Here is a 4,066-nt window from a genome sequence, read left to right on the forward strand (position 1 = left end):
TGTTGTCGCTGGTTCGAGCCCAGCAAGAAGCGCCATTTTTTTATTTTTTGTAAAATTAAAGAATTTAAAGATTGACGAATAAATAAAAATGTTGTAAACTAAAATGTGTCTTCATAGCTCAATTGGATAGAGCATCTGACTTCGGATCAGAGGGTTAGGGGTTCGATTCCTCTTGGAGACGCCATACAAAAGACCAAATGCAGAGAAAATATTTTTAAATATTTTCTCTTTTTTTTATAAAAAAATAAGCCTTTAAAATTCAAGTATATATACAACAGATAAGTCCATTTTTTAAAGTGTTAAAAGAATTAAAAATGGGATAGTGATCATGCTTACAAAAGTAGATAAAAAAGAGCAATTAGAAGCTACTATAGGGCTTTTATTATATTTTAAAGAGTAGGCAATAATAACAGATGCAGTGGGCGTTGCCATCATAATAATAATAACTCCTAATCCACTTTTAGAAACAAGTAATATATTAAATAAATTTAAAAATTTAATAAAGTATAAAAGTAGAAGAGGTAAGATTATACCTTTTACTAAAGAAAATTGCCAAGATAATTTATTTTTAATTGATTCAAAAATTGAAATTTCAGATAATTTTAATCCAGCAGCAAGCCAAGCTAAAGGAGAGCATAGTCGTGCTAAATAACTAAGAGGTGTATATAACCAAATAGCAGTTTTATCAATTCTAAAAATAGAATATAAATTATTGTCAATGGAAACTTGAGGTAAATATTTTTGAAACATCCAGATATTAAGACCTAAAAAAGTTGCAATAATAACAGGATTACATATCATAGATTTGATGTTTTTTTTATTAAATTCTAATCCCGACATCTTAATAAAGCCGTATGAATAAAGAAGAATTCTATATGGGATAGAAAAAATAGAGGAATAAATAACGCCGACATCTCCGTAAATTGCTTGAGCGATGGGGATCCCAAAGACAGTAACTCCACCAAAAATAGTCATCATTTTAAGAACTTCTCTATTATCTTTTGGTGTATTAAAATAAAATAATTCAGCTAAAGCAATTAAAAGAAGATGAATAAGAAAACTCCAAAGTAAAATATTAATACCATTAACAAAAATTTCTTTGTTAAAATCTTTCATAAAAGCATTAAAAGAAAGAGCTGGAATTGCTAAAGTTAGAATAATATCACCTAAGGGAATAGAAGTAGAACTTTTTAAATGCTTTTTTTTCCCTAAATAAAAGCCAAGAAACATGATAAAAATAGATGAAGACATGACGCCAATAATATTTTTATTAGATATTATTGTGTTGAAAATTGTTAAAAATTTCATGATTAGAGTACTCCTGTATAAATATATTTTTAATATTTTAATATAAAATCTAGAAAAAAGATAGGTTAAAATTTTTTTAAAAATAAAAATAGCTTGTTTTTATAAGTATATTTAATTATAATATATAGAAGGAATTTATGAAATACATAGTGGAGGAACTGATATGGTAAAAAAAGTTGTTGTATCATTTAGTGGAGGAAAAGATAGTATATTATCTTTAGATAGAGCAATAAACATGGGATTAGAACCAGTTGCTTTAATGACAACTGTAAACAAATCAAATGGTGAATCTTGGTTTCACAATATTAATATTAAAAAACTAAAAGAAGTTTCGTTAGCTTTAGATATCCCTTTGTTATTAGTTGAATGTGAAGGAAATAATTATGAAAGTATTTTTGAATCAACACTAAAGACAATGAAAGAACTAGGAGTTGAAGGGTGTATTTTTGGAGATATTGATATAAAAGCTCACAGGGAATGGTGTACTAATAGATGCAAAAACATTGGAATTGAAGCTATATTTCCACTATGGCAAGAAAATAGAGAAAAATTAGTGAAAGAGTTTATTTTATTAGGTTATAAAGCAATGATAAAAAAAATAAATTTAGATTATATGGACTCTAAATTTTTAGGACAAACATTGGATTTAGAGTTAATAGAAGAAATACGAAATACAGGAGCTGATATTTGTGGTGAAAATGGTGAATATCATACTATTGTATATGATGGACCTCTATTTTTAAAAGAAGTCCAACTTAAGATTAAAGATATAAAATTAAATGAGAATATAGGTTTGCTGAATATTTATTAATTAACTATATATAGCATAAATATGTAATATATTTTATAAATAGTTAATATAAAATATAAATAGTCGTTATATTATTTTTATATTTGTACATAGTGTAAGTAATATGTATAATCTTATTGTTGGGATTTATAGTATAACAATAAGGAGGAAAAATATGATTGAATACAAGTTTAATATGGCAGAAACTTTAGCCATAGCAGTTTGCTTATTATTGATAGGAAGGTGGGTAAAGAAAAAAGTATATTTCTTTGAAAAGTTTTTTATTCCAGCCCCAGTAATTGGTGGAGTAATTTTTTCTATATTTACATTAATAGGTTATAATGCTCAATTATTTATTTTTGATTTTGATGGATCATTAAAAAATTTACTAATGATATCATTTTTTACAACAATAGGATTTTTAGCAAGTTTAAAAATGTTAAAAAAAGGTGGAGTTCAAGTATTTACATTTTTGTTGGTTGCTGTTGGATTAGTAATTTTACAAAATATAGTAGGAGTTAGCTTAGCTAAGGTATTTGGATTAAATCCATTAATAGGAATAGCAGCAGGATCGATACCTCTAACAGGTGGGCATGGTACTTCTGGTGCCTTCGGACCAGTACTAGAGGCTGCAGGAGCTCATGGAGCTATGTCTGTAGCAATTGCATCAGCAACTTTCGGATTAGTAGCTGGATGCTTAATAGGTGGACCAGTAGGAAAAAGATTAATGCAAAAGAATAATTTAGTAGGACATAAAGAAGAAGAGTTTTTAAGCGAAGGAGACAATGGTCCTAGTGAAGAAACAACACAATTAAGTGAAGATTTATTATTTAAAGGAATTGTGTTTATAGTATTATCAATGGGAATTGGTGGATTCATAAGTCCTATGGCAGGGAAATTAGGAATAGTATTACCTGTATATATTGGACCAATGCTTATAGCTGCTGTTATGAGAAATATAGTAGATGGTGCAAAAAAAGAGTTACCATTACATGCTATAAATGTTATAGGTAGTATTTCTTTACAATTATTTTTAGCAATGGCTTTAATGTCATTAAGATTATGGGAATTAGCTGCATTGGCAGGACCATTATTTACAATATTATTAGCACAAACAGTTTTAATGGCACTTTATGCTTATTTTATAACATTTAGAGTAATGGGAAAAGATTATGATGCTGCTGTAATGTCAGCTGGACATTGTGGATTTGGAATGGGAGCAACACCAAATGCAATGGCAAATATGGAATCTTTTACAGCTGTAAATGGGCCATCACCAACAGCATTCTTTGCTTTACCTTTAGTAGGATCTTTATTTATAGATTTTGTAAATGCATCTATAATAACAGTATTTGTAAATATGTTTAGTTAAAAAAAGATCAAATTTCCACAATTGGAAATTTGATCTTTTTAATTTTTTGTAGAGAATTTAATTATTGATTTAAAATAATTCTTCTTCCATCAGGCATTTGTAAAATTTGGCTTCTACTATCTGAATAAATAACTTTTACACCGTTATTTCTAGATTGTTGATATTGATATTGTGTATTATTATTAGGTGATGCTAAATAAGATGGCACACCAATATTTCTATATTTTCTGTTTGCGTTTTCAATAACAGCTTCTCTTTCGTAGCCTCTACGAATTTGTTGATCAAGTTGTTTTAAATCTTGTTCATGTTTGTAATCACTTTGATTATATTCAGATCCTAATAAAAGAGCAGAACCAGTAACTATAGCAGCCCTTGCTCCACCATCTAAATTCCCCCACCAACTAGCATAAGATAGAGAAGATAAAAGAAGTAAAGATGCCAATATTAATTTTTTCATAGTTTTCCTCCTTAATTATATTGTGTATATTATAATATTTTTTATAATAAAAAGCAAATCTTGTAAATTAAAAGGTATAAAAATAATAAATATGATATAATTTTAAGATCGGAAGAGCACACGTCTGAACTCCAGTCAC

Annotated in this window: 4 protein-coding genes and 1 tRNA gene; 3 read left to right on the forward strand and 2 right to left on the reverse strand. The window is 27.7% G+C overall.

Going from position 1 to position 4,066, the window contains the following annotated elements:
• Positions 1-107: 107 nt before the first annotated feature.
• Positions 108-184 (forward strand) — tRNA-Arg (locus tag Q0V09_RS08670).
• Positions 185-291: 107 nt separating this feature from the next.
• Here the strand turns inward: Q0V09_RS08670 and Q0V09_RS08675 are convergent.
• The gene (locus tag Q0V09_RS08675; RefSeq protein WP_297406797.1) at positions 292-1,308 is read right to left on the reverse strand and encodes an AEC family transporter; all 1,017 of its coding nucleotides are present in this window, start codon (positions 1,306-1,308) and stop codon (positions 292-294) included.
• A 163-nt stretch (positions 1,309-1,471) separates the two neighbouring features.
• Here Q0V09_RS08675 and Q0V09_RS08680 point away from each other — a divergent pair, with 163 nt between their 5' ends.
• On the forward strand, positions 1,472-2,119 hold the full coding sequence (locus tag Q0V09_RS08680; RefSeq protein ID WP_297406799.1) for a diphthine--ammonia ligase: 648 nt from the start codon (positions 1,472-1,474) through the stop codon (positions 2,117-2,119).
• Positions 2,120-2,273: 154 nt separating this feature from the next.
• Positions 2,274-3,470 carry a sodium/glutamate symporter gene (gene gltS / locus Q0V09_RS08685; protein WP_297406802.1) on the forward strand — a complete coding sequence of 399 codons (1,197 nt, stop codon included), beginning with the start codon at positions 2,274-2,276 and terminating at the stop codon, positions 3,468-3,470.
• Positions 3,471-3,531: 61 nt separating this feature from the next.
• Here gltS and Q0V09_RS08690 read toward each other — a convergent pair whose 3' ends face one another.
• Positions 3,532-3,927, reverse strand: coding sequence for a hypothetical protein (locus Q0V09_RS08690; protein WP_297406805.1), 396 nt, complete (start codon positions 3,925-3,927; stop codon positions 3,532-3,534).
• Positions 3,928-4,066 lie beyond the last annotated feature (139 nt).

Origin of the sequence: uncultured Cetobacterium sp. (assembly GCF_947039425.1) — a bacterium.
GTDB lineage: Bacteria > Fusobacteriota > Fusobacteriia > Fusobacteriales > Fusobacteriaceae > Cetobacterium_A.

Excerpts from the sequence above, each read along its gene's own strand:
- Q0V09_RS08675 (WP_297406797.1), bottom strand. The coding sequence starts at position 1,308 with ATGAAATTTTTAACAATTTTCAACACAATAATATCTAATAAAAATATT.
- Q0V09_RS08680 (WP_297406799.1), top strand. The coding sequence starts at position 1,472 with ATGGTAAAAAAAGTTGTTGTATCATTTAGTGGAGGAAAAGATAGTATA.
- gltS (WP_297406802.1), top strand. The coding sequence starts at position 2,274 with ATGATTGAATACAAGTTTAATATGGCAGAAACTTTAGCCATAGCAGTT.
- Q0V09_RS08690 (WP_297406805.1), bottom strand. The coding sequence starts at position 3,927 with ATGAAAAAATTAATATTGGCATCTTTACTTCTTTTATCTTCTCTATCT.